Origin of the sequence: Pseudomonas sp. FP818 (genome assembly GCF_030687335.1) — a bacterium.
Classification (GTDB): Bacteria; Pseudomonadota; Gammaproteobacteria; order Pseudomonadales; family Pseudomonadaceae; genus Aquipseudomonas; species Aquipseudomonas shahriarae.
Window position 1 is genome coordinate 4,771,498 of sequence record NZ_CP117427.1, and the last position, 24,740, is coordinate 4,796,237.

The following is a 24,740-nucleotide window of genomic DNA, read 5'->3' on the forward strand; positions in this document are numbered from 1 at the left end:
CGAGACGCACAAATCTAATCAGCTCTCATAATCCAACAACTCAATATTTTGCCTACTTCCACGCATAGTATATACATGCATGCAGCCATAATTATCGACTAGTCGCCAAGGTGTGTTGCCCTCCCCTTCAAACATGGGGAGCTCAATGGAAACCCATAACGCACGCATAATCGTATTTACTCGATTAAATCTCAGAATATGATAATTATCTGACAAGTTTTCATGTATCTCATCAAGAGAGGGGCTTGACCCAGGCTTATCGTGGCCCACTACAACTCCGCCTTTTCTATCAACTCCACCGGCCCCATTAACAAAAGACGTCTGAAAGTAACGCCCCTCCCAAGGGACCCACATGGGTGCGTCTAACCCCATTTGGGAGATAAACCTCACCCCAGGCGGGGGCAACCAATACCAAACATCAATATCGGTCTTCGTATTGTGATTCCAATAAGCGTGATCCACAGTAAGTATAAGATCACGAACTCTCACTCGATAAGGCTGCCGAGGCGAGATATTCACCCAAGCATTAAACTTTGAATCCCCTTCGTTAAAATTCGTGGTATAAACTTTACCATCTATAATTATCTTAGCCATAAGCCTCCGACTCTCCATTGAAGCGCCGGTTTCCAAACGCATAAATCGCTCAACTATCTCTATAGTATCCAGCGCCCCACTCTTTTGTTGCGTAGTGTTCTCCCCAATTCCGCCCCCCTCTGCGTCTTGTATCTCTCGAATCCAAAGTCCGGTATCATATATATTTTTCACGGTATCGCAGGACCACCCCCCCGGTAGAGGCTGGTTCACATTTGGAGAATATAATGTGACCGCTACACTGGCTTTTTCATCCTCCCGCAGGAGCGTGCTCTCCCAATTACCATTAATCCCTTCCTGCACCATAGTGACTTCAATAAGAACTTTGCACTGATGCCGGCCATTGGCATACAGCGCGTCAGTAGAATCCTGACCATTAGCAAGGACGATGTGGAAGTGCTGAGGTCGCCTTGCTAACTTAACGGGCTCCACCGTCAGACGATTGCCACTTTCATAGGGAACTATTTTAAATACATGAAGATTCCCATAGTTATCCCGCAACCGCCACTTGCTATTCAAAACCTCATGCGGAAGGTCCGGAATCTGTGTAGTAAGTTTAACCGCGCACATGACACGATTACTTATCCGATGAATCACTGGATCCTCACCTGGATTTACAACTGGAAGATACTGGTGAACCATACTCAACCGTAAAGTACTGCTCGCAGACCCAGAGAAAACCCCTCCTTTATAATTACCCGAAAGTCCATAAGACGTCTGAAAGGAGGTCCCTTCATTTGGCACCTCCACTGACTCATTCAACCCATAATTATGAACAAACCACAAACCATTAACACCTTCCCAATAGTACATATCAATATCAAGAAGCCCTGTAATATTTAAAGCATCATAATCAACAATCAAATCAAGCTCTGTAGAAAGCAATACTGGGGGCACCGTGGGCTTGATAAATACCGACGACTTAAAATCAGTCGGATATTCGGAATAGCTGTTAGTAACCGTCTCTCCGTCCAACACAATAGTCGCCATGAACTGTACAGCCTTGAGAGAGACATTTTCCTCAAGGCGCATATAACGCCTGACAATCTCTACCCCCGCGTCAACAACCGTATTGTTTGGCAGACTCTCGCCGAGTTCTTCCCCAGTACGATTCCAGAGTCCTGGATCATATTCGTTCTTCTGCGTATCGCAACTCCACCCGCTGCCTACACTGGCATTATCCGCGATAGAAACAGGTACGATTTTTACACTCGCTCGCTCACTATCGGTTAAGGAGGCTTGACTCCAGACACCTTTTTTCCCCAAAACCTGCTTTAAAACCTCAACTACAACTTCAACTTGATGATGCCCATTGGCATAAAGTGCATCCGTATAGTCAGTGCCATCAGCAAACCTGACCTTAAAATGCACAAGCCGCATATTATGTGATTGCCTGATCATCTCGTTCTCCAAAAACCACATCCATCGCCGTAGCGCGAACTTTCTCGAAACCAAATTCGAGCTGAAATTCCACGAACTTAGATATCGAACACTTAGGGAGATTAGAGACCAGGAAAAAAAGAGAAAGTAACTGTTAAAAATGACAGTTAATTAGCTGAAATAGAAATAACTTAATGAACCTTTATAACTATAAACCACAGCCATGACTGCGTGTTCTTGCAAGCGCCACCCAATGATAAACAATCAGGCTTTCCAGCGACCCGCCGCCGCATGATCACTCTCGCCCCTCAACCCACCGCGCCCCCTCACTGGTGTTCTCCTTCTTCCAGAACGGCGCCCGGGTCTTGAGGTAGTCCATCACAAACGCACAGGCATCAAACGCCGCCTGGCGGTGGGCACTGGCGGCCGCGACGAACACGATGGGTTCGCCGGGCTCCAGGGCGCCGATGCGGTGCAGCACTTCGAGCTTGAGCAGCGGCCAGCGCTGCTCGGCTTCGACGGCGATCTTGGCCAGGGCTTTTTCGGTCATGCCGGGGTAGTGTTCAAGGAACATCCCCGCCACATCGAGGCCATCGTTGAAATCGCGTACATAGCCGACAAAGCTCACCACCGCACCCACACCCACGTTGGCCGCGTGCATGGCGTTGACTTCGGCGCCGGGGTCAAAGGGCTGGGCTTGCACACGAATGGCCATGGTCAGCCTCCGGTCACGGGCGGGAAGAAGGCGACTTCGTCACCGGCCTGCAAAGGCTCGTCGAGGGAGCACAGTTCCTGGTTGCGCGCACACATCAGGCTGGCCTCGTTGAGCACCTCGAAGCCCGCATCAGCCGCCAGTGCCAGGCGCACGGCATCGACCGTAGCGAAGTCGCCTTCGACCTCCAGGGAGTCCAGGCCTATCGCCTCGCTGTAGCGTGCAAAAAACAGTACGTTGATGCTCATGCCTGGTCCGCCTTGAAATGCCCGCTTTTGCCGCCGAGCTTTTCCAGCAGGCGGATGTTCTCGATGGTCATGCCACGGTCCACCGCCTTGCACATGTCGTAGATCGTCAACGCGGCAACACTGGCGGCAGTCAGTGCTTCCATTTCCACGCCGGTCTGCCCGGACAGCTTGCAGCGGGCGATGATGTGCACGGTATTTTCCCCTTCGGCTGCCAGCTCAACCTTGACACCCGTCAACATCAGCGGATGGCACAGGGGGATCAGGTCGCTGGTCTTTTTCGCCGCCTGGATCCCGGCGATGCGCGCCACGGCGAACACGTCGCCCTTGGGATGGGCGCCGTCGACAATCATTTGCAGGGTCTGGGGCAGCATGCGCACCCGCGCCTCGGCCACGGCTTCGCGGAACGTCACGGTTTTATCGGTGACGTCGACCATATGGGCACGGCCCTGGGAATCGAGATGAGTCAGCACGGGGATACTCCTGATCAGAAGCCCCGATTGTAAACCCAACGCAGATCAAAAGGTGGGAGCAGGCTTGCCTGCGATAGCGCAGTGTCAGTCACCAACGCCATCGCGGGCAAGCCCGGCTCCCACAGGAACTGAGGTGAACCGGGCGATGGAGGCATCGCCCGGTTTCGGATTACAGGTGGGATTCGGCGTATTCGGCCAGAATCGAGCGAGGGACGCCCTGCAAGGCGATGTGCACGCCGTTCGGGAAATCCTTGAAGCGTTCCGTCAGGTAGGTCAGCCCGGAGCTGGTCGCGGACAGGTAGGGAGTGTCGATCTGTGCCAGGTTGCCCAGGCACACCACTTTGGAACCGGCGCCGGCACGGGTGATGATGGTTTTCATCTGGTGCGGCGTGAGGTTCTGGCATTCGTCAATCAGAATCAGGCTCTGCTGGAAGCTGCGACCTCGAATGTAGTTGAGGGATTTGAACTGCAACGGCACTTTGCTGAGGATGTAGTCGACGCTGCCATGGGTGTTTTCGTCATCCATGTGCAAGGCTTCGAGGTTGTCGGTGATCGCCCCCAGCCACGGCTCCATTTTTTCTGCCTCGGTGCCGGGCAAAAAGCCGATCTCCTGGTCCAGGCCCTGCACGCTACGGGTGGCGATGATGCGCCGATAACGCTTGGTGACCATGGTCTGCTCGATGGCAGCCGCCAGGGCGAGGATGGTCTTGCCCGAACCCGCCGCGCCGGTCAGGTTGACCAGGTGAATGTCCGGGTCGAGCAGCGCGTACAGCGCCAGGCTCTGGTAGATATCACGCGGTTTCAGGCCCCAGGCTTCCTGGTGCAACAGGGGCTCCTGATGCAGATCGAGGATCAGCAGCTTGTCGACCTGAATCTCTTTGATCCAGCCCACGAAGCCCTGTTCGTCGATGATGAATTCATTGATATGCACCGCCGGCAGGTTGTCGGTCAGTTGCACCTGGTGCCAGGTGCGGCCATGGTCCTGGCGGGTCTCGACCTTGCTCACGCGGTCCCAGAACGAGCCGGTCATGGTGTGATAACCCCGGGACAGCATCGACACATCGTCGACCAGCTGGTCGGTACTGTAGTCCTCGGCAGCGATCCCACACGCTCGTGCCTTGAGGCGCATGTTGATGTCTTTGGTCACCAGCACCAGGCGCAGGTCCTTGTCGCGTGCGTGCAGGTCGATCAGTTGGTTGATGATCTTGTTGTCGTTGAGGTTTTCCGGCAGCAGGCTGTTGGGCTCGCTGCGCTTGCTCATCAGGATCGACAGCAAGCCCTTGGGCCCGCTCTTGCCACGCTGGATCGGGACGCCGACTTCCACATCATCGGGCGAGGCCTCGCCCAGGGTCTTGTCAATCAGGCGGATCGCCTGGCGGCATTCGGCGGCAACGCTGTGGTGCCCGCTTTTGAGTTTGTCGAGCTCTTCAAGCACGATCATCGGGATGGCGACGTGGTGTTCTTCGAAATTGAGCAACGCGTTTGGATCGTGAATCAATACATTGGTATCAAGCACATAAAGGATTGGCTGGTCGGAAGAAGGGTTACGTCCATGATCATCCATACTCGGTCACCTTTGTGGGAGCCAGTCGACGCAATACCACAACAGTGCTGCGCCTCGATTCGAGCGCCGAATACACCGCAAAGGGAGTCTGGGAAGACGCCACCTGTGGTGCAGGTTTCGGCGATCTGACTTCGTAATACCGCAAAACCCATGACAGGAAAAAGCACTTTGACGCTTTTTTGAAGTTTATTTTTCAGGATGACGAATAGCACTGGCGGGCCGCCACGCACCCCGCTAAAGTCGGAAGTCCGCCTGCATCGAAATGTCGCAGCAAATCACCCCAAAAAACCCTCATCCCCAACAGGGCCGGGCTTTTGCCCTTTTCAGCGAAACGCTTCCCGACAATCCTGCCAACCCAGCCCACTTTGCGCCGTTGCCTGTAGCAACAGCGGCAATGCGACCCGCGCCTTGTCCTGGGTGTCGTGGAACACAATCACCCCTTTGCGCCACAACAACATCAGCGTCAGCACCCGCTGGGCCGACTCGTCGGCCTTGAGCAGGCCCGGTTCATCCTGGGAGTCGATATCCCACAATGCCACTTGCAGGCCCTGGGCCTGGAAAAAGCCCTGGCTGTCAGCCCGGCGCTGGCCATAGGGTGGGCGGAACAGCGGCACGTAGTTTTCCGGCAGCAGGTTCTGGGTCAGCGACGCACTGCGGGTGATCGAGCTTTGCCAGTCGACCCAATGGCTGTGGGAACGGTATTGCCAGCCCTGGATACCCACGCACTGGCCCTGGTACAAACCCTGCACATCGACGGCCGAGGTCTTTTCCAGGCGGGTTTGCAGGCTGTTGCCCAGGACAAAGAAGGTGGCTGTCATTTTCTGCTTGCGCAGGTAGTCGGCCAGCCAGTCGGTCTGACCGCCCAGCGGTGACGGGCCGCCATCGAAGGTCAGTAAAAACAGGCGGTCGTTGAGTTCATCGCCATTGCGCTCGAAATCCCCAAAACGCGCCACTTCGCTGCCGATCTGCGGGAACAGCGCGGCCTTGCGCAACAGTTCATCCAGGTAGCGTTGGTGAAACGCGCGGCTGGGACCGGCCCAGCCTATATAGAAAGATTGCTCGCTCACCTCGAACTTGCCGGCTTGATCGCGCAGGTCGTCGAGGTTGTCCACCAGATAGCAGAATGAGGCGTCCTGTTCGCAGCTTTGCTGGGCGAACATGTAGTTCTCCAGCAACCGCTGCCAGAGGTGGCGGCGCAGGTCGTCGATAGCGCCCTGGTTGACGATCTTCAGCCCCAGGCGCTGCTTGAGGGCCGGTTCATCCAGGGCCTCGCTGGCCAGCAGCGCGTTGGCGAACATGAGGATTTCGGCGCGTGATGCCACATCAAACAGCGCCGGGCTGCTGAGTTTTTCCGGCCAGGTGCCACGGTCCAGGGTCGCGACATCCACACTGGCCGCCTGGGCGCCCAGGCACGTCAGCCAGGCGCACACTAAAAGCGCAATTCGCACAACAGGTCTCCCCCTCCTGATTCGTCGGCCACTATAGCCGATCACTATCCTCCCACAGGGATAACCGTATGGCAGCTATTGGCGTGATAGGTGGAGTCCAACGCCCCAACCCCCTAGAATCCCCCGACGATTACAGGAGACGACTTCATGCTGACGGTGATTTCCCCCGCCAAAACCCTCGATTTCGAGACCCCGCCGGTAACCCAGCGCTTTACCCAGCCGCAATACCTCGACCACTCCCAGGAGTTGATCGAGCAGTTGCGCGAGCTGAGCCCGGCGCAGATCAGCGAACTGATGCATGTTTCCGACAAGATCGGCGGCCTCAACGCCGCACGTTTCGGCAGCTGGACCCCGGCCTTCACCCCGGCCAATGCCAAGCAGGCGCTGCTGGCCTTCAAGGGCGACGTCTACACCGGCCTCAATGCCCAGACCTTCAACGACGCCGACTTCGCTTACGCCCAGGACCACCTGCGCATGCTCTCGGGCCTGTACGGCCTGCTGCGCCCCCTGGACCTGATGATGCCGTACCGCCTGGAGATGGGCACCAAGCTGGGCAACGCCCGTGGCAAGGACCTGTACGCCTTCTGGGGCACGCGGATCAGCGAATGGCTCAACGAGGCCCTGGCTGAGCAGGGCGATGATGTGCTGCTGAACCTGGCCTCCAACGAATACTTCTCGGCGGTCAAGCGCCCGGCCTTGAACGCGCGGATCATCAATACCGAGTTCAAGGACCTGAAGAACGGCCAATACAAGATCATCAGCTTCTACGCCAAGAAGGCCCGGGGCATGATGAGCCGCTTTGTCATCGAAGAGCGCATCAACGACCCGGCGCAGCTCAAGCAGTTTGATGTCCAGGGTTATCGCTTCAGTGCCGAGCAGTCCAAGCCGGATAACCTGGTATTTTTGCGCGATCACGCACCGGAGTAGGTCGCCAGTACAGCGCAAATCCGATGTGGGAGCTGGCAAGCCTGCTCCCACATTTTTTCCGTATTTCAAATGCGGAATCGTCATTACTTTGACGTCAAAAATATTTCTTCAGATTTCCTAACGTTTCTTTCACTCGACATTCGTCAGAATTTTTCGTAGTGGCACCACTTTTTTCAAACAGTAGTGGCACAAAACTATATCCCCGCGCCAACTCCCTATAACCACTAGCCCAATCCGCAAGTGCTATCAATATAGTACTAGTGCCATCTTTCCTAATATTTCAAGAAATTTCCAGAAACAGGATGAGCGGCCAGGAACTATGTCCTTCAGTGCCGCTCATACCACCGGTAACGATTATCTCTGTTCTTGTGCGATATGACTTACACAGCGACCAACGGAAGTAGCAAAGTTGTCACATTCAACTTTGACCCTTCGGTCTGATTAACAACTGTTTAGTTGAGGGCGGGCGATAAGGTTGCATGACCATCCCCTACAAGGCCAAGGCTGAGCCTACTCAAATGGGTCAGTGAGATAACCCAATGCGTTGATAGATAAGGGCTTTATGTCCATATCAAGGCGTTGCGGCACTGACGCCAGACCCTTCTCACCGAAGGCTGGCTGCATTTCAGGGCAAGCCCCAACAATAAGGCCAAGTTGCGCACAACTTGAGTGCATTAGTTAGTCACTCGACTTTTAACATGCCTGTACATGGCAATGCTGTGTCTATTCACCGCATTACCTAGTGCATGAGTGACGCTTGAAAACATGAACTCCGGCCATCTAATGGCGTGATAAAGATAGAGGTAAATGCGATGCGCATCAGCATATTTGGTTTGGGTTACGTGGGCGCAGTATGTGCCGGTTGCCTGTCTGCACGGGGCCACGAAGTGGTCGGCGTAGACATTTCCAAGGATAAGATCGACCTGATCAACGCGGGCAAATCCCCCATCGTTGAACCCGGCCTGGGCGAACTGTTGAGCCAGGGCATTGCCACCGGCCGCTTGCGCGGTACCACCAACTTCGCCGACGCCATCCGCGATACCGACCTGTCGATGATCTGTGTCGGCACGCCGAGCAAGAAAAACGGCGACCTGGAACTCAACTACATCGAGGCGGTATGCCGCGAGATCGGTTTTGTCCTGCGTGACAAGACCACCCGCCACACCATCGTGGTGCGCAGCACCGTGTTGCCCGGCACCGTGGCCAACGTGGTGATCCCGATCCTCGAAGACTGCTCCGGCAAAAAAGCCGGCGTCGACTTCGGTGTCGCGGTCAACCCGGAGTTCCTGCGCGAATCCACGGCCATCGCCGACTACGACCTGCCACCGATGACCGTGATCGGTGAACTGGACAAAGCCTCCGGTGATGTCCTGCAATCGCTGTACGAAGAACTCGATGCGCCGATCATCCGCAAGGACATCGCCGTTGCCGAGATGATCAAGTACACCTGCAACGTGTGGCACGCCACCAAAGTCACCTTCGCCAACGAAATCGGCAACATCGCCAAGGCCGTAGGCGTCGATGGTCGCGAAGTGATGGAAGTGGTCTGCCAGGACAAGACCCTCAACCTGTCCCAGTACTACATGCGCCCCGGCTTTGCCTTCGGCGGCTCGTGCCTGCCAAAAGATGTGCGCGCCCTGACCTACCGCGCCAGCACCCTGGACGTGGAGGCGCCGCTGCTCAACTCGCTGATGCGCAGCAACGAATCCCAGGTGCAGAACGCTTTCGACATCGTCTCCAGCCACGACAAGCGCAAGGTCGCCCTGCTGGGCCTGAGCTTCAAGGCCGGCACCGATGACCTGCGTGAAAGCCCACTGGTGGAACTGGCGGAAATGCTTATCGGCAAGGGCTTCGACCTGAGCATCTACGACAGCAACGTCGAATACGCCCGTGTGCATGGGGCCAACAAGGACTACATCGAAGGCAAGATTCCCCACGTGTCGTCCCTGCTCAACTCGGACTTCGACGATGTGATCAACAACAGCGACGTGATCATCCTCGGCAACCGCGACGAGAAATTCCGCGCCCTGGCCCAGCAAGCCCCGCACGGCAAGCAAGTGGTCGACCTGGTGGGCTTTATGTCCCAGGCCACCAGCGTCAGTGGCCGTACCGAAGGCATTTGCTGGTAACAGCAACGGCAAGTTTCAAGCTGCAAGTGTCCTGATCCCCAGCGCTTGCAGCTTGAAGCCTTCTTCACCTTCGGATGACGCTTATGTCCAAGTTAAAACACGTACTGCTCCAATCCGCCGGCTGGCTGGTCTTTCTGAGTCTGCTGATGGGACTCGCCCTGCTGCTGCCGGCGAGTACGTTCGACTCCGAGTCGAAGAATTTTATTTTCCTGATTGGCGCCGTGGGTATCTGGCGCTACTCGATGGGTGCTACGCATTTCTTTCGCGGCATGCTGTTCCTGTACGTGGTCTACCCGCACCTGCGGCGCAAAGTGCGCAAGCTGGGCAAGGCGGCGGACCCGTCCCATGTGTTCCTGATGGTTACCAGCTTTCGTATCGACGCATTGACCACGGCCCAGGTCTACAGCTCGGTGATCCGCGAGGCCATCGAGTGCGGTTTCCCCACCACTGTGGTCTGCTCCCTGGTGGAAATGTCCGATGAGCTGCTGGTCAAGAGCCTCTGGGAAAAGATGAACCCACCGGCTCACGTCAAGCTCGACTTCGTGCGTATCGCCGGCACCGGCAAGCGCGACGGCCTGGCCTTCGGTTTTCGGGCGATCTCCCGTCACCTGCCGGACGACCGCGCCGTGGTGGCGGTGATCGACGGCGACACCGTGCTCGCCGAAGGCGTAGTGCGCAAGACCGTGCCGTGGTTCCAGCTGTTCGGCAATGTCGGCGGCCTGACCACCAACGAGTTCTGCGAAGTGCGCGGCGGCTACATCATGAGCGAGTGGCACAAACTGCGCTTCGCCCAACGCCACATCAACATGTGCTCCATGGCCCTGTCCAAGCGCGTGCTGACCATGACCGGACGCATGTCGGTGTTCCGTGCCAGCGTCGTCACCGACCCCGGTTTTATCGCCGACGTGGAAAGCGACTCGCTGCAACACTGGCGCCTGGGCCGTTTCAAATTCCTGACCGGCGATGACAAGTCCAGTTGGTTCAGCCTGATGCGCCTGGGTTACGACACCTTCTACGTGCCCGATGCGGCGATCAACACCGTGGAACACCCGCCGGAAAAGAGCTTTATCAAGGCCAGCCGCAAGCTGATGTTCCGCTGGTACGGCAACAACCTGCGCCAGAACTCCCGGGCCCTGGGCCTGGGCATGGGCCGCCTGGGTCTGTTCACCAGCGTGGTGCTGTTCGACCAGCGCGTGTCGATGTGGACCTCCCTGCTCGGCCTGACCGTGGCGATCATCGCCACCTTCAAGTACGGCGGCGCGTTCATCCTCGCTTACCTTTTGTGGATCGGCATCACCCGCCTGATCCTGACCCTGTTGCTGTCGTGCTCGGGGCACAAGATCGGCCCCGCCTACCCGGTGATTCTCTATTACAACCAGATCATGGGCGCGCTGGTGAAGATCTACGTGTTCTTCCGCCTCGATCAACAGTCCTGGACCCGCCAGGACACCAAACTGACCCGCGATTTGGCCAGCTTTCAACGTTGGTTCAACACCTGGTCGTCTCGGACCATGACCCTTCTCCGCCGGCAGCATTTTCGTCGCCGTGTTGCTGATGATGGTCTGACCCTGCCAAGCCTGAATTAACTTAAGGAAATGCCCTGATGAACAGTCAAGTAAACGCCAACGTTGTCCACGAATCCGAAGCCCAGCGCCAACACGCCCGGGTGAAAATCCCGGCCAAGCTGCGCTTCTTCGGTGCCGACCGCACGCCCATGGAAGTACGGGTCATCGACCTGTCCGCCGGCGGCCTGGCCTTCAATGCCGCCCAGCAACCGCTGAAGGTCGGCGATGTGCATAAAGCGCGCCTGCAGTTTGTCATCGACAACCTCGGTCTGGCGATGGACGTGGAGCTGTTGATCCGCTCCCACGACCGCCAGACCGGCCGCACCGGCTGCCAGTTCCAGAACCTGGATGCCCAGGATATTTCCACCCTGCGGCACCTGATCACTTCGCACCTGTCCGGCGATATCGTGACCATGGGCGATGTACTGGCGACCCTGCAGCGCGACAACTTCACCAAGGCACGCAAGGTCAAGGACAGCGGCAGCGGCATGAGCGCCTTTGGTCGCCTGCGCGCCGTGACGTTCAGCCTGGCGATCTTCCTGGTGGGCCTGGCGGCATTCGGGTTTGTGTTCAAGTCGGTGTATGGCATGTACTTCGTCAGTCATGCCCAGGCCGGCCTGGTCAGCGTGCCGGGGATGAACGTCACGATGCCCCGCGACGGCACCGTGCAAAGCCTGATCAAAGACAACGGCGTTGCCGCCAAAGGCGCGCCACTGGCGACCTTCAGCACCAGCATGCTGGATGTGCTCAAGGGCCACCTGGACGAAGACCAGCTGCAACCGGCCAAGGTCGAAGAGCTGTTCGGCAAGCAAATGACCGGCACCCTGACCTCCCCTTGCGACTGCATCGTCGCCCAGCAACTGGTGGCCGATGGTCAATACGCGAGCAAGGGTGATGTGATCTTCCAACTGGTGCCGCGCGGCAGCCAGGCGAATGTCGAGGCGCGCTTCTCCTATCGCCAGTTCGGCGACGTGCGCCCAGGCACCCCGGTGAGCTTCCAGGTCGCCGATGAAGAACAGACCCGCACCGGCACCATCGTCAGCAGCACCAGCCTCAACAGCGCCGACCTGTCCTCGGATATCCGCGTGCAGATCAAGCCCGATGCCCCGCTGGACAGCGCCTATGCCGGCCGCCCCGTGGAAGTGACCAGCGACCGTGGTCCGTCCCTGAACTGGCTGATTGATAAAGCCATGGCTGCTGGTTTGTAAGCGAGGATTTGCCTGTGAAGCCTATTTCTAGAACAACACAATCCTTGTGGGAGCCCACTTCTGTGGGAGCCGGGCTTGCCCGCGATGGCATCGACTCGGTGCAGCAGATACACCGCGGCGATGCCATCGCAGGCAAGCCAGCGCCCACAAAAGCTCGCTCCCCCTTGCGACCTGTGGCGCTGCTGGCATTGGCCGTCACACTGGCCGGTTGCGCCGGCCTGCCCGACCAGCGCCTGGCCAATGAAGCCCTCAAGCGTGGCGACACCACCACCGCCGCGCAGAACTACCAGCAACTGGCAGAGCTGGGCTACAGCGAAGCCCAGGTCGGCCTGGCCGATATCCAGGTCGGCAGCCGTGACCCGGCGCAGATCAAGCAAGCCGAAGCCACCTACCGTGCGGCGGCCGATATTTCGCCCCGCGCCCAGGCCCGTCTCGGTCGCCTGCTGGTGGCCAAGCCCGGCGCCACCGAAGCCGAGCACCGCGAAGCCGAAGGCCTGCTGAAAAAAGCCTTTGCCAATGGCGAAGGCAACACCCTGATCCCGCTGGCCATGCTGTACCTGCAATACCCCCACGATTTCCCCAGCGTCAACGCGCAGCAGCAGATTGATAGCTGGCGCTCCGCCGGCTACCCGGAAGCCGGCCTGGCACAGGTGCTGCTGTACCGCACCCAGGGCACCTACGATCAGCACCTGGATGACATCGAAAAAATCTGCAAGGCCGCGCTGAACAGCACCGATATCTGCTACGTCGAACTGGCCACTGTCTACCAGAAGCGCGAGCAACCGGAGCAACAGGCCGAACTGCTCAAGCAGATGGAAGCCGGCTACAGCCGTGGCACCGTCAGCGCCCAGCGGGTCGACAGTGTGGCCCGTGTGCTGGGCGATGCCTCATTGGGCAAGACCGATGAAAAAAGCGCCCAGGCCCTGCTGGAAAAAATCGCCCCCGGCTACCCGGCGTCCTGGGTCAGCCTCGCGCAACTGCTCTACGACTTCCCGGAACTGGGCGACGTCGAGCAGATGATGAAGTACCTCGACAACGGCCGCGCCGCCGACCAGCCCCGCGCCGAGTTGCTGCTGGGCAAGCTCTACTACGAAGGCAAGTGGGTGCCGGCCGATGCCAAGGCCGCCGAAGCCCACTTCCAGAATGCCCAGGGCCGGGAAGTGGCCGCCGATTACTACCTCGGCCAGATCTACCGCCGTGGCTACCTGGGCCAGGTCTACCCGCAAAAAGCCCTGGATCACTTGCTGACGGCGGCGCGCAACGGCCAGAACAGCGCCGACTTCGCTATCGCCCAGCTGTTTTCCCAAGGCAAGGGCACCCAGCCCGACCCGCTCAACGCCTATGTGTTCAGCCAATTGGCGAAGCGCCAGGACACGCCGCAGGCCAATGAACTGGCCGCGCAACTCGAACAACAACTGCCGCCCGCCCAGCGCGCCGAGGGCCAGCGCCTGCTGCAACAAGAGCTGGCCGCCCGTGGTGCCTTGAGCCAAAGCACGCTGCAACTGCACGCCCTGCAAGAAGAAGACGGCGAGGAATCCCTATGAAACTCAATCCATTCGTCAAGGCCGGTATTGGCCTGACCTTCGCCCTGCTGTGGTCGTGCCCGACCCTGGCCGCGCTGACCGAAGACAAGAACTTCGGCCTGGACGTGAAAGTCACCGGCCAGTCCGAAGACGACCGCGACCTGGGCACGCAAAAAGGCGGCGACGTCAACGGCATCGGCCTGGATGTGCGCCCGTGGATCTACGGTGAAAGCGGCGCCTGGAGCGCCTACGCCATGGGCCAGGCGGTGGCGTCCAGCGACATCATCGAAACCGACACCCTGCAACAGTCCGATGGCGACACCACCGAGCAATCGAGCAACAACGACCGCAAGACCAAGAAAAACTACCTGGCCCTGCGTGAGTTCTGGGTCGGCTACAGCGGCTTCACCCCCTACCCCGGCGAGATCCTCAAGCTCGGCCGCCAGCGCCTGCGCAATGATGACGGGCAATGGCGCGACACCAACATCGAAGCGCTGAACTGGACCTTCGACACCACCCTGCTCAAGGCCAATGTCGGCGCCGCCGAACGCTTCAGCGAGTACCGCACCGACCTCAAGGAACTGTCCCCCGAAGACAAGGACCGCCAGCACTTCTACGCCGACGCGGCCTACCAGTGGACCCCGGGCCATTGGGTTGGCGTGCGCGGTCATCACAGCCATGACGACGGCAAGCTCGACTACCCGCAACCGGGCGTGGCCGCCGATTCGCTGGACAAGCGCCAGAACGGCGACCTGACCTGGCTCGGCATTGAGGCCAACAGCGACGCTTACAACTGGCGCAACACCAACACCGTCAACTACTGGGCCAGCGTCACCGGCATGCAGGGCGACCGTAGCAACGTCAACGCGCTGAACGCCGACGGCAGCCGCCCGGCCAACGCCAAGCGCAATACCGATGTGGATGGCTGGGCCACCGACCTGGGGGTGCGCCTGCGCCTCGACCCGCAGTGGCAAGTGGGTGCGGCCTATGCCCGCGCCAGTGCCGACTACGAGCAGAACGGCCTGCAAAGCAACCGCTCGAACTTCACCGGCACCCAATCGCGGATGCATCGTTTTGGCGAGGCGTTTCGCGGCGAGATGAACAATATGCAGTCCATGAGCCTGTTCGGTTCCTGGCAGTTGCGCGATGACTACGACGCCAGCCTGGTCTACCACAAGTTCTGGCGTGTGGACGGCAACAAGCCAGTGGGCAGCAATGGCATCGACGCGGTGCAGAACAACTACGACGACGTCACCGGCGCCGTGCTGTCCAGCGCCTCCCTGCCCCTGGAAGACGGTAAGAAAGACCTTGGCCAGGAGATGGACCTGGTGGTCACCAAGTACTTCAAGAAAGGCCTGCTGCCCGCCGCCCTCAGCCAGTCGATCGACGAACCGTCGGCCCTGGTGCGCTTTCGTGGCGGTGTGTTCAAACCGGGCGACGCCTATGGCAAGCAAGTCGACTCGTACATGCACCGCGCCTTTGTCGATGTGATCTGGCGTTTCTGATGGGAGCCTGCGCAATGAATCCTCACGCCCTCAAAGGCTCGGCCCTGCTCGCTGCGGCAATGCTGCTGGCGTGCGCCCCGGCCTTTGCCAATGTCGAGCCGCAGGTCAAGGCGCCCACCCTCGCCAAGGAACTGCAACAGGCCAAGACCTACACCATCACCAGCCCGCCTACGGCGCCGCTGGAGATGGCCAAGCCGCCGCTGCCGGACCTCTCGGGCTACACCGCCGAAGCCGTGGCGAAAAAAATCGTGCGCAGCAAGGCCGGCAAGGTCAGCGTGCGCCGGATGATGCAGGAAAACGCCCTCAAGGACTTCATCGGCGGCGACAACAAGATGGCCGAATGGGTGGTGCGCCAGCACGGCATTCCCCAGGCGATCTTTATCGACGACGGCTACATGAACCTCAAGGACCTGCTCAAGAAGGTGCCCAAGCAATACCTGAGCGAAACCTCGCCCGGCGTGTTCCTGGCCAGGCTGCCGATTGTGGTCGGCGAAAAAGGCATCCTCGAAATCGACGGGCAGACCCAGGAACTGCGCCTGTCCCAGGAAGCCGGCTCGTTCCTGGTCAACGACGGCCAGCTGTTTGTGCGCGACACCAGGATCACCGGCTGGCGCGAGAAAACCAACGGCCCGGCGACCTTCCGCTCGCCCACGGAATTCCGCCCGTTCCTGCTGGCCTGGGGCGGTACCCAGACCTATATCGTCAACAGCAAGATGGCCAGCTTCGGCTATGCCAACAGTAAGTCCTACGGCGTGAGTATTTCCCAGTACACGCCGAACATGGCCAAGGTCCTCAAGCGCCCGGAGCCGACCGGCTGGATTGTCGATTCCGAGTTCTCGGACATGTGGTACGGCTTCTACTGCTACGAAACCACCGGTTTTGTGATCAAGGGCAGCACCTACAAAGACAACATCGTCTACGGCATCGACCCCCACGACCGCTCCCACGGCCTGATCATTGCCGACAACACCGTATACGGCACCAAGAAGAAGCACGGCATCATTATTTCCCGTGAAGTCAACGACAGCTTCATCTTCAACAACCGCAGCTACGACAACAAGCTGTCGGGCCTGGTGATCGACCGTAACAGCGTGAACAACCTGATCGCCGACAACGAGATCTACCGCAACCACACCGACGGCATCACCCTCTATGAGAGCGGCGATAACCTGTTGTGGGGCAACAAGGTGATCAGCAACCGTCGCCACGGCATCCGTGTCCGTAACAGCGTGAACATCCGCCTGTACGAGAACCTCGCCATGGCCAACGGCCTGACCGGGGTCTACGGCCATATCAAGGACCTGACCGACACCGACCGCGACATCGCGCTCGATCCGTTCGACACCAAGGTCTCGCTGATCGTGGTTGGCGGCGAGCTGGCGGCCAATGGCAGCGGGCCGCTGTCCATCGACTCGCCGTTGAGCATCGAGCTGTACCGCGTGTCGATGCTCGCGCCGACCAAATCCAGTGGCATCAGCTTCTCCGGCGTTCTAGGTGAGCGCCAGGAAGAGATTCTCGACTTGCTGGTACGCCAGAAAAAAGCCGTGCTGATCGACCCTGTCGAACGCCAGACCCCATTGCAGGACTGAGGATGACCTTTATGCACCCACACATGATCAAGCTACTCAGCCTCTCGGGTTTGACCCTCGGCATCCTGGCCGCCAGCAGCGGCGTGCGCGCCGATGAAGCCCAGGCGCCGAGCTTTACCGCCGAGCCGTGCTGCAACCTGTGCCCCGAGGCCCACGACGCAAAGAACTACACCACCCGCTACCAGCAGAACTTCACCACCCTGGTACAGGCCCAGGGCGACTGGCTGTTCCGTACCCAGGAAGACCTGCGCACCGAATTCGACACCACCCCGGCCGGCTACAAGCGCATGCAGCAACTGCGCGATGCGTTCAAGAGCAAGGGCGTGGAACTGGTGGTGGTCTACCAGCCGACCCGTGGCCTGGTGAACCGCAACAAACTCAACCCGGCAGAGAAAGCCAGCTTCGATTTCGACAAGGCCCTGGGCAACTACAAGAGCATGCTCGGGCGTTTTGCCAAGATGGGCTATGTGGTGCCGGACCTGTCGCCGCTGACCAACGAGCAATTGCCGGACGAACAGCCGGCCCACGACTTCTACTTCCGTGGCGACCAGCACTGGACCCCGTATGGCGCCCAGCGCACCGCCAAAATCGTCGGGGCCAAGGTGCGCGCCATGCCCGAGTTCGCCGGGATCCCCCAGCGTGAATTCGAGACCAACAAGTCCGGGCGCATGGGCAAGACCGGCACCCTGCACAACATGGCCGGGCAGCTGTGCGGCACCAGCTACGCGATCCAGTACATGGACCAGTTCAGCACCGAGCCCAAGGGCGAAGCGGCGGACGGCGACCTGTTCGGCGACTCCGGCAACCCGCAGATCACCCTGGTGGGCACCAGCCACAGTGGCAAGAACTACAACTTCGCCGGCTTCCTGCAACAGGAAATCGGCGCCGACATCCTTAACGTCGCCTTCCCCGGCGGTGGCCTGGAAGGCTCGATGATCCAGTACCTGGGCAGCGAAGAATTCCAGAAGAGCCCACCGAAGATTCTGATCTGGGAATTCTCACCGCTGTATCGCCTCGACCAGGAAACCACCTACCGCCAGATGATGGCCCTGCTCGACAACGGCTGTGAGGGCAAGCCGGCGCAGATGAGCGCCAGCACCACCCTCAAGCCGGGCAAGAACGAGTTGATGGTTAACAGCAAGAACATGGACCTGCGCAACAGCCGTCATCAGGTCGACATTCGCTTCGCCGATCCCTCGGTGAAAACCCTGCAAGCCACCCTCTGGTACATGAACGGGCGCCACGAGGACATCAAGATCGACAAACCCGAAACATCCGAGACAGACGGGCGTTTCGCCTTTGAACTGCGCACCGATGAAGACTGGGCCTCGCAGAACCTGCTGGCCGTGGAAGTGCAGGGCCCCGAAGCGGGCGCTGCGGCGCAGAAAGTCGAAGCGAAAATTTGCACACGCAACGTATTCCCCGCGGGTGGTCAGCAGACTGCTTCCGCCGGGCAATGAGGTTACCTATGCAGAAGTTATTGATTCCAACGTTGCTCGGCCTGGCGATATTTGCCGGCCACGCCAACGCCGCCGCGCCGCTGCGTCCGCCCCAGGGCTACTTCGCGCCGATTGCAGCGTTCAAGACCGGCGACTTCAAGAATGACTGCGACGCCATGCCGACGCCCTACACCGGCTCGCTGCAGTTTCGCAGCAAATACGAAGGCTCCGACAAAGCCCGTTCGACCCTGAATGTGCAGTCGGAAAAAGCCTTTCGCGACAGCACCGCCGACATCACCAAACTGGAAAAAGACACCAGCAAGCGAGTGATGCAGTTCATGCGCGACGGTCGCCCGGAGCAATTGCAGTGCACGCTGAACTGGCTGGTGAGCTGGGCCAAGGCCGATGCGTTGATGTCCAAGGACTTCAACCACACCGGCAAGTCGATGCGCAAATGGGCGTTGGGCAGCATGGCGTCGGCCTATGTGCGCCTGAAGTTCTCCGAGTCGCAACCACTGGCCAGGCACCCACAGGAATCGCAGTTGATCGAAGCCTGGTTCAACAAACTGGCCGAGCAAGTGGTCAGCGACTGGGACAACCTGCCCCTGGAAAAAACCAACAACCATTCGTACTGGGCCGCCTGGTCGGTGATGGCCACATCCGTCGCCACCAACCGTCGCGACCTGTTCGATTGGGCGGTGAAGGAATACAAGGTCGGCGCCAATCAGGTCGACGCCCAGGGCTACCTGCCCAACGAACTCAAGCGCCAGCAACGGGCCTTGGCCTACCACAACTATGCGCTGCCACCGCTGGCGATGATCGCCAGTTTCGCCCTGGTCAATGGCGTGGATGTACGCCCGGAAAACAACGGCGCACTCAAGCGCCTGGGCGACAAGGTGCTGGCCGGGGTCAAGGATCCGGAACTCTTCGAGCAGAAGAACGGCAAAGAGCAGGACATGCAGGATCTGGAGCAGGACTCGAAATTCGCCTGGCTGGAGCCCTTCTGCACCCTCTACACCTGCGCCCCGGAGGTACTGGAGCGCAAGCACGAGATGCAGCCGTTCAAGACCTTCCGCCTGGGTGGCGACCTGACCAAGGTCTACGACCCGGCACATGAAAAAGGCAGTTAGCCGCTGATCGTTCCCACGCTCCGCGTGGGAATGCAGCACGGGACGCTCTGCGTCCCACAGCGTGACGCAGAGCGTCACAAGAGGCATTCCCACGCAGAGCGTGGGAACGATCGCCCTCCCCGGTTTTCGTGGGGGGTTTGGGGGGGCCGTTGGCCCTTGACTGTTGGTTAAACATGGAGAGATCGGGATGGTTTTCTCGTCCAATGTGTTCCTGTTTCTGTTCTTGCCGATCTTTCTCGGCTTGTACTATTTGAGCGGGCAACGCTATCGCAATCTGCTGCTGCTGATTGCCAGTTATGTGTTCTACGCCTGGTGGCGAGTGGACTTCCTGGCGCTGTTCGCCGCCGTGACCCTGTGGAACTACTGGATCGGCCTCAAGGTCGGTGCCGCAGGCGTGCGCACCAAGCCGGCCCAGCGCTGGCTGCTGCTCGGCGTGGCGGTCGACCTGTGCATCCTCGGCTACTTCAAGTACGCCAACTTCGGCGTCGACAGCATCAACCTGATGATGAAGTCGGCGGGACTGGAGCCGTTTATCCTGACCCACGTGCTGTTGCCGATCGGGATCTCGTTCTACATCTTCGAGTCCATCAGCTACATCATCGACGTGTACCGCGGCGACACCCCGGCCACCCGCAACCTCATCGACTTTGCGGCGTTCGTGGCGATCTTCCCGCACTTGATTGCCGGCCCGGTGCTGCGCTTTCGCGACCTGGCCGACCAGTTCAACAACCGCACCCACACCCTGGATAAATTCTCCGAGGGCTGCACGCGGTTCATGCAGGGTTTTATCAAGAAGGTGTTTATCGCCGACACCCTGGCGGTGGTGGCCGACCATTGCTTTGCCCTGCAAAACCCCACCACCGGCGACGCCTGGCTCGGCGCGCTGGCGTATACCGCGCAGCTGTATTTCGACTTCTCCGGCTACAGCGACATGGCGATCGGTCTGGGCTTGATGATGGGCTTCCGCTTTATGGAAAACTTCAAGCAGCCGTATATCAGCCAGTCGATCACCGAGTTCTGGCGGCGCTGGCATATCAGCCTGTCCACCTGGCTGCGTGACTACCTGTACATCACCCTGGGCGGCAACCGCAAAGGCACGCTGACCACTTATCGCAACCTGTTCCTGACCATGCTGCTCGGTGGCCTGTGGCACGGCGCGAACATCACCTACATCGTCTGGGGCGCCTGGCACGGCATGTGGCTGGCGATTGAAAAAGCCATCGGCCTCAACACCTCGCCACGTAGCTTCAACCCGGTGCGCTGGGCCTTCACCTTCCTGCTGGTGGTGATGGGCTGGGTGATCTTCCGCGCCGAAAACCTGCACGTCGCCGGGCGCATGTACGGCGCGATGTTCAGCTTTGGCGAGTGGTCGCTGTCGGAACTCAACCGCGCCAACCTGACGGGCCTGCAAGTGGCAACCATGGTGGTGGCCTACGCCACGCTGGCGTTCTTCGGCCTGCGCGACTTCTACAACAATCGCCCGGCCGACAAGGCCAAGCCGGCCGATCCGAGCCTGATCAAGGCAGTGCCTGGCGACACCCCCGGCAGCATCCAGGAGCCCGGTTTCAGCGTCGGCAGCAACGCCGCCGTGCAACCGGCCTACTGGACCGCTGACTGGCCCCGCTATGCCATGCGCGCGGTGATCCTGCTGCTGTTTGTGGCTTCGATTCTGAAACTCTCGGCGCAAAGCTTCTCGCCGTTCCTTTACTTCCAGTTCTGAGGGAGCCGACCATGACCCGTTCATTCCGCATCCTCTACGCCGCGCTGTTCATGGCCCTGCTTATGGCCCTGGGCGCGTGGTCGGTGCGCAGTTTCTTCGGTTTCAACACCAACGCCGAGGCCACCGTGCTCAACGGGCGCTGGGCCAAGGCCGTCGAGACCCATTACGACGACGAGTTCCCGATCAAGCGCCTGGGCACCAACCTCTGGGCCGCCCTGGACTACAAGCTGTTCAACGAAGGCCGTCCCGGCGTGGTGCTGGGTCGCGATCACTGGTTGTACAGCGACGAGGAGTTCAACCCCGCCGTCAACGAAGAGCAGAACCTGCAAGACAACTACGCCCTGGTCGAAGGCGTGCGCCAGACCCTCAAGGCCAAGGGCGTGCAGTTGGTGATGGCGATTGTCCCGGCCAAGGTGCGCCTGTACCCGGAGCATCTGGGTGAAGTGCAACCGGCGAGCATTCATGCCGGGCTTTATCAGGACTTCCATGCGCGGGTTGCCGCCGACAAGATCCTCGCCCCCGACCTGCTGGGCCCGCTGCAACAGGCCAAGCTCCACGGCCAGCAGGTGTTCCTGCGCACCGACACCCACTGGACCCCGGATGGCGCCGAAGTCGCCGCCAAGCAACTGGCCAGGACCATCAACGCCAAGACCCTGCTCAGCGGCGAGCCCCAGCGCTTTGTCACCGACGCCGAGGGCATCGCCCCCCACAGCGGTGACTTGCGCCTGTTCCTGCCCCTGGACCCATTGTTCGAAAACCTGATGCCGCCCAAGGAGCCCCTGCAAAAACGCGTGACCCACGCGGTGCAGGCCCAGGCCGCAGGCGACGACGCGCTGTTTGCCGACAGCGAGATGCCGGTGGCCCTGGTGGGCACCAGCTACAGCGCCAACCCCAACTGGAACTTCGTCGGCGCCCTGAAGCAAGCCCTGGGCAGCGAAGTGGTGAACTACTCCGAAGACGGCCACGGCCCGATCCTGCCGATGCTCAGCTACCTGAAAAGCGATGACTTCAAGAACAGCCCGCCGCAAGTGCTGATCTGGGAGTTTCCGGAACGCTATCTGCCGGTGAACAACGAAATCGGCGAAGCCGACCCCGAGTGGGTCGCGCAGCTCAAACAAGCCGGTACGCGCCAACAGAACATGGCAAGCAACACCCCAGTTAAAACCGAAAAATCCGAGACGCCCGACCGGGCGCAAAACTGAAAGAGAGGTAACTCACATGACTTTCACTACTACTCCGCGTCGTCTCGCCAAGACTCTGGCCCTGGCCGCCGGCATGAGCTTCGTATCCATGTCCGCGTTCGCAGGCGACGCCGCCCTCTATGGCCCCGTCGCACCGAAAGGCTCGAGCTTCGTGCGCCTGTTCAACGCCAGCAACCAGGAAGTCAGCGCCAGCGTCGGCAACACGGCGTTGAGCGATGTGGCACCGCTGGCCAGCAGTGACTTCAGCTTCCTGCCGGGCGGTGACTACAGCGCCAAGGTCGGTAGCCAGAACGTCACGGTCAAACTGGCCGCCGATCACTATTACACCCTGGTCAACAGCGCCAGCGGCCAGCCGCAACTGATCGAAGAACCGCCGTTCAAGAACAAGCAGAAATCCCTGGTGCGCGTGCAGAACCTCAGCGACAAGGCCCTGACCCTGAAAACTGCCGACGGCAAGACCGATGTGGTCAAGGCCGTGGCCGCCAAGGGCCGTGGCGAGCGCGAGATCAACCCGGTGAAGGTCAGCCTGGCGCTGTACGACGGCGACAAGAAGGTTGGCGATGTGAAGCCGGTGGCCCTGGAACGTGGTGAGGCGGCGGTGCTGTATGTCACCGGCTCCGGCAGCAACCTGTCGCCAGTGTGGGTCAAGCGCCCCGTGTCGACCCGCTGATGATTTCCCTGAGTTGAGACGCCCCCTTGTGGGAGCTGGTTTGCCTGCTCCCACACTGTCCGCGTGTCGACTCAGGACCGAGACAAAAACAAGAGTGAAACGACAAACCTTCGTAGCTCTGACCCAAATCGATTCAAGGAGAAACACATGATCCCAGTAATCCTTTCCGGTGGTAGCGGCTCACGTCTTTGGCCGCTTTCCCGTAAACAGTTTCCTAAACAGTTCCTGGCCCTGACCGGCGAGCACACGCTGTTCCAGCAAACCCTCGAGCGCCTGGTGTTCGAAGGCATGGACGCACCGATCATCGTCTGCAACAAAGACCACCGTTTTATCGTCAATGAGCAACTGAGCACTCGCAAGCTCGACAGCCAGCGCATCCTGATGGAACCGTTTGGCCGCAACACCGCGCCGGCCGTGGCCCTGACCGCGATGATGCTGGTCAATGAAGGCCGCGATGAACTGATGCTGGTCTTGCCAGCCGACCATGTGCTGGATGACCAGAAAGCCCTGCAACGCGCCCTGGCCCTGGCCACCGTGGCGGCCGAGCGTGGCGAGATGGTGTTGTTCGGTGTACCGGCCACCCGTCCGGAAACCGGCTACGGCTATATCAAGTCCACCAACGATTCGCTGCTGCCCGAAGGTGTCAGCCGGGTGCAGCAGTTCGTCGAGAAGCCGGATGAAAAACGCGCCGTCGAGTTCGTCAAAAGCGGCGGTTATTTCTGGAACAGCGGGATGTTCCTGTTCCGCGCCAGCCGCTTCCTCGAAGAGCTGAAAAAGCACGATCCGGACATCTACGACACCTGCGTGCTGACCCTGGAACGCAGCGAACACACCGCCGACACCGTGACCTTCGACGAAGCCACCTTCGCCTGCTGCCCGGACAATTCCATCGACTACGCGGTGATGGAAAAAACCCAGCGCGCCTGCGTGGTGCCGCTGAGTGCCGGCTGGAGCGACGTGGGTTGCTGGGCCTCGTTGTGGGCGGTCAATGACAAAGACGCCAACGGCAACGTGACCAAGGGCGACGTGGTGATCCAGGACAGCAAGAACTGCATGATCCACGGCAACGGCAAGCTGGTGTCGGTGATCGGCCTGGAAAACATCGTGGTCGTGGAAACCAAGGACGCGATGATGATTGCCCACAAGGACAAGGTCCAGGGCGTCAAGCAGATGGTCAACACCCTGAACGAACAGGGGCGCAGCGAGACCCAGAACCACTGCGAGGTCTACCGTCCGTGGGGCTCCTACGACTCGGTGGACATGGGCGGGCGTTTCCAGGTCAAGCACATCTCGGTCAAGCCGGGCGCGTGCCTGTCGCTGCAGATGCACCACCACCGCGCCGAACACTGGATCGTGGTCAGCGGCACCGCCGAAGTGACGTGCGACGAGAATGTGTTCCTGCTCTGCGAGAACCAGTCCACCTACATCCCGATTGCCTCGGTGCACCGCCTGCGCAACCCGGGCAAGATCCCGTTGGAGATCATCGAAGTGCAATCGGGCAGCTACCTGGGCGAAGACGATATCGAGCGGTTTGAAGATATCTACGGGCGCTCGACTCCCGTCGAGCGTGGTGTGTCAGTGAAAACCATCGCGCAGTAACACCGCAAAACAAAAAGCCCTCGCCCAGCCCGTTGCGTCCCCTATCCGCAATGGGCTGGGCGGGGGCTTTTTCTGATCGGGCCACTTTGCAGATTGGCAGCGATCACCCACTCAGCGTTGT

At 59.7% G+C, this 24,740-nt stretch carries 17 protein-coding genes and 2 pseudogenes; 13 read left to right on the top strand and 6 right to left on the bottom strand.

Translation table 11 applies throughout. From position 1 onward, the window contains the following. Window positions 1-18: 18 nt before the first annotated feature. The 6 genes and pseudogenes from PSH80_RS21635 to PSH80_RS21660 form a co-directional block, all read right to left on the bottom strand. Window positions 19-2,004 (bottom strand): hypothetical protein, encoded by a 1,986-nt coding sequence (locus PSH80_RS21635; protein WP_162947769.1) that lies wholly within the window; start codon window positions 2,002-2,004, stop codon window positions 19-21. A 231-nt stretch (window positions 2,005-2,235) separates the two neighbouring features. After that, window positions 2,236-2,686, bottom strand: a pseudogene (gene moaE, locus PSH80_RS21640) (molybdopterin synthase catalytic subunit MoaE). 2 nt (window positions 2,687-2,688) lie between these two features. Next, complete coding sequence (gene moaD / locus PSH80_RS21645; RefSeq protein WP_057438235.1) at window positions 2,689-2,931, bottom strand: molybdopterin converting factor subunit 1; 243 nt, start codon at window positions 2,929-2,931, stop codon at window positions 2,689-2,691. Next, the gene (gene moaC / locus PSH80_RS21650; RefSeq protein WP_057438233.1) at window positions 2,928-3,401 is read right to left on the bottom strand and encodes a cyclic pyranopterin monophosphate synthase MoaC; all 474 of its coding nucleotides are present in this window, start codon (window positions 3,399-3,401) and stop codon (window positions 2,928-2,930) included. The genes moaD and moaC overlap by 4 nt, the downstream gene beginning before the upstream one ends. Before the next feature lie 169 nt (window positions 3,402-3,570). Next, on the bottom strand, window positions 3,571-4,965 hold the full coding sequence (locus PSH80_RS21655; protein WP_057438231.1) for a PhoH family protein: 1,395 nt from the start codon (window positions 4,963-4,965) through the stop codon (window positions 3,571-3,573). 323 nt (window positions 4,966-5,288) lie between these two features. Beyond that, window positions 5,289-6,413 (bottom strand): polysaccharide deacetylase family protein, encoded by a 1,125-nt coding sequence (locus PSH80_RS21660; RefSeq protein ID WP_120734118.1) that lies wholly within the window; start codon window positions 6,411-6,413, stop codon window positions 5,289-5,291. A 147-nt stretch (window positions 6,414-6,560) separates the two neighbouring features. On the opposite strand from PSH80_RS21660, the gene yaaA reads away from it, so the two are divergent. The 13 genes and pseudogenes from yaaA (at window position 6,561) to PSH80_RS21725 (ending at window position 24,619) form a co-directional block, all read left to right on the top strand. Further along, window positions 6,561-7,340, top strand: a complete 780-nt coding sequence (yaaA, locus tag PSH80_RS21665) for a peroxide stress protein YaaA (RefSeq protein ID WP_057438227.1) — start codon at window positions 6,561-6,563, stop codon at window positions 7,338-7,340. Between the two features lie 812 nt (window positions 7,341-8,152). Further along, window positions 8,153-9,469, top strand: a complete 1,317-nt coding sequence (locus PSH80_RS21670; RefSeq protein WP_057438225.1) for a nucleotide sugar dehydrogenase — start codon at window positions 8,153-8,155, stop codon at window positions 9,467-9,469. 83 nt (window positions 9,470-9,552) lie between these two features. Then, a pseudogene (gene alg8, locus PSH80_RS21675) lies at window positions 9,553-11,035 on the top strand (mannuronan synthase). Window positions 11,036-11,072: 37 nt separating this feature from the next. Beyond that, window positions 11,073-12,242 carry an alginate biosynthesis protein Alg44 gene (locus PSH80_RS21680; RefSeq protein ID WP_029297907.1) on the top strand — a complete coding sequence of 390 codons (1,170 nt, stop codon included), beginning with the start codon at window positions 11,073-11,075 and terminating at the stop codon, window positions 12,240-12,242. Window positions 12,243-12,406: 164 nt separating this feature from the next. Continuing rightward, a complete protein-coding gene (gene algK, locus PSH80_RS21685; protein ID WP_220172977.1) occupies window positions 12,407-13,786 on the top strand; it encodes an alginate biosynthesis TPR repeat lipoprotein AlgK in 1,380 nt (459 codons plus the stop codon). Beyond that, window positions 13,783-15,270: an alginate export family protein gene (locus PSH80_RS21690; protein WP_057438224.1), complete on the top strand. Its 1,488-nt coding sequence runs from the start codon at window positions 13,783-13,785 to the stop codon at window positions 15,268-15,270. The genes algK and PSH80_RS21690 overlap by 4 nt, the downstream gene beginning before the upstream one ends. Further along, the gene (gene algG / locus PSH80_RS21695; protein ID WP_057958526.1) at window positions 15,270-16,859 is read left to right on the top strand and encodes a mannuronan 5-epimerase AlgG; all 1,590 of its coding nucleotides are present in this window, start codon (window positions 15,270-15,272) and stop codon (window positions 16,857-16,859) included. The genes PSH80_RS21690 and algG overlap by 1 nt, the downstream gene beginning before the upstream one ends. An 11-nt stretch (window positions 16,860-16,870) precedes the next feature. After that, window positions 16,871-18,319: an alginate O-acetyltransferase gene (locus PSH80_RS21700; protein WP_120734471.1), complete on the top strand. Its 1,449-nt coding sequence runs from the start codon at window positions 16,871-16,873 to the stop codon at window positions 18,317-18,319. Window positions 18,320-18,327: 8 nt separating this feature from the next. After that, window positions 18,328-19,428 (top strand): mannuronate-specific alginate lyase, encoded by a 1,101-nt coding sequence (locus tag PSH80_RS21705; RefSeq protein ID WP_128592814.1) that lies wholly within the window; start codon window positions 18,328-18,330, stop codon window positions 19,426-19,428. Between the two features lie 187 nt (window positions 19,429-19,615). After that, window positions 19,616-21,148: an MBOAT family protein gene (locus PSH80_RS21710; protein WP_057438220.1), complete on the top strand. Its 1,533-nt coding sequence runs from the start codon at window positions 19,616-19,618 to the stop codon at window positions 21,146-21,148. Window positions 21,149-21,159: 11 nt separating this feature from the next. Next, window positions 21,160-22,350, top strand: coding sequence for an alginate O-acetyltransferase (locus PSH80_RS21715; RefSeq protein ID WP_057958524.1), 1,191 nt, complete (start codon window positions 21,160-21,162; stop codon window positions 22,348-22,350). 16 nt (window positions 22,351-22,366) lie between these two features. Then, complete coding sequence (locus PSH80_RS21720; RefSeq protein WP_057438217.1) at window positions 22,367-23,020, top strand: alginate O-acetyltransferase AlgF; 654 nt, start codon at window positions 22,367-22,369, stop codon at window positions 23,018-23,020. Window positions 23,021-23,167: 147 nt separating this feature from the next. Beyond that, window positions 23,168-24,619 (top strand): mannose-1-phosphate guanylyltransferase/mannose-6-phosphate isomerase, encoded by a 1,452-nt coding sequence (locus PSH80_RS21725; RefSeq protein WP_057438216.1) that lies wholly within the window; start codon window positions 23,168-23,170, stop codon window positions 24,617-24,619. Window positions 24,620-24,740: the final 121 nt, after the last annotated feature.

Excerpts from the sequence above, each read along its gene's own strand:
- moaD (WP_057438235.1), bottom strand. The coding sequence starts at position 2,931 with ATGAGCATCAACGTACTGTTTTTTGCACGCTACAGCGAGGCGATAGGC.
- PSH80_RS21655 (WP_057438231.1), bottom strand. The coding sequence starts at position 4,965 with ATGGATGATCATGGACGTAACCCTTCTTCCGACCAGCCAATCCTTTAT.
- yaaA (WP_057438227.1), top strand. The coding sequence starts at position 6,561 with ATGCTGACGGTGATTTCCCCCGCCAAAACCCTCGATTTCGAGACCCCG.
- PSH80_RS21670 (WP_057438225.1), top strand. The coding sequence starts at position 8,153 with ATGCGCATCAGCATATTTGGTTTGGGTTACGTGGGCGCAGTATGTGCC.
- PSH80_RS21680 (WP_029297907.1), top strand. The coding sequence starts at position 11,073 with ATGAACAGTCAAGTAAACGCCAACGTTGTCCACGAATCCGAAGCCCAG.
- PSH80_RS21690 (WP_057438224.1), top strand. The coding sequence starts at position 13,783 with ATGAAACTCAATCCATTCGTCAAGGCCGGTATTGGCCTGACCTTCGCC.
- algG (WP_057958526.1), top strand. The coding sequence starts at position 15,270 with ATGGGAGCCTGCGCAATGAATCCTCACGCCCTCAAAGGCTCGGCCCTG.
- PSH80_RS21700 (WP_120734471.1), top strand. The coding sequence starts at position 16,871 with ATGCACCCACACATGATCAAGCTACTCAGCCTCTCGGGTTTGACCCTC.
- PSH80_RS21705 (WP_128592814.1), top strand. The coding sequence starts at position 18,328 with ATGCAGAAGTTATTGATTCCAACGTTGCTCGGCCTGGCGATATTTGCC.
- PSH80_RS21710 (WP_057438220.1), top strand. The coding sequence starts at position 19,616 with ATGGTTTTCTCGTCCAATGTGTTCCTGTTTCTGTTCTTGCCGATCTTT.
- PSH80_RS21715 (WP_057958524.1), top strand. The coding sequence starts at position 21,160 with ATGACCCGTTCATTCCGCATCCTCTACGCCGCGCTGTTCATGGCCCTG.
- PSH80_RS21720 (WP_057438217.1), top strand. The coding sequence starts at position 22,367 with ATGACTTTCACTACTACTCCGCGTCGTCTCGCCAAGACTCTGGCCCTG.
- PSH80_RS21725 (WP_057438216.1), top strand. The coding sequence starts at position 23,168 with ATGATCCCAGTAATCCTTTCCGGTGGTAGCGGCTCACGTCTTTGGCCG.